Annotated in this window: 1 protein-coding gene; it reads right to left on the bottom strand. The window is 66.7% G+C overall.

Annotated elements, in window-relative coordinates; translation table 11 throughout:
* Positions 1-249: MFS transporter (locus tag ACQG3P_RS21225; RefSeq protein WP_426806156.1), on the bottom strand; the 249-nt coding region annotated here is incomplete at both ends.

The raw sequence follows: 249 nt of genomic DNA, 5'->3' as shown, positions 1-249 counted from the left end.
GCCATACAGCAGCCCCTGGCCGTGCCCTTTGAGCCGGCCCGGGACGTAGGTCGCCAGCATCTGCATGGCCGCCGCGACGAAGGCCGCAAATCCCAGCGCATGCGCGGTCAGCGCCACCAGCATCACCCCCAGGTGGTCCGGGAACAGTGCGGTGACGGTCCTGCGCAGGGTGGAGCTGACAAAGGCGATCAGCAGCATCCAGCTGGCGTAATTGCGGCGGAAGAAGCGGCCGATGGTGAAGAACACGCA

It is taken from the genome of Stenotrophomonas sp. SrG (assembly GCF_050031795.1).
GTDB classification, from domain to species: domain Bacteria; phylum Pseudomonadota; class Gammaproteobacteria; order Xanthomonadales; family Xanthomonadaceae; genus Stenotrophomonas; species Stenotrophomonas rhizophila_A.
This window is presented reverse-complemented; position numbering and strand designations above follow the sequence as displayed.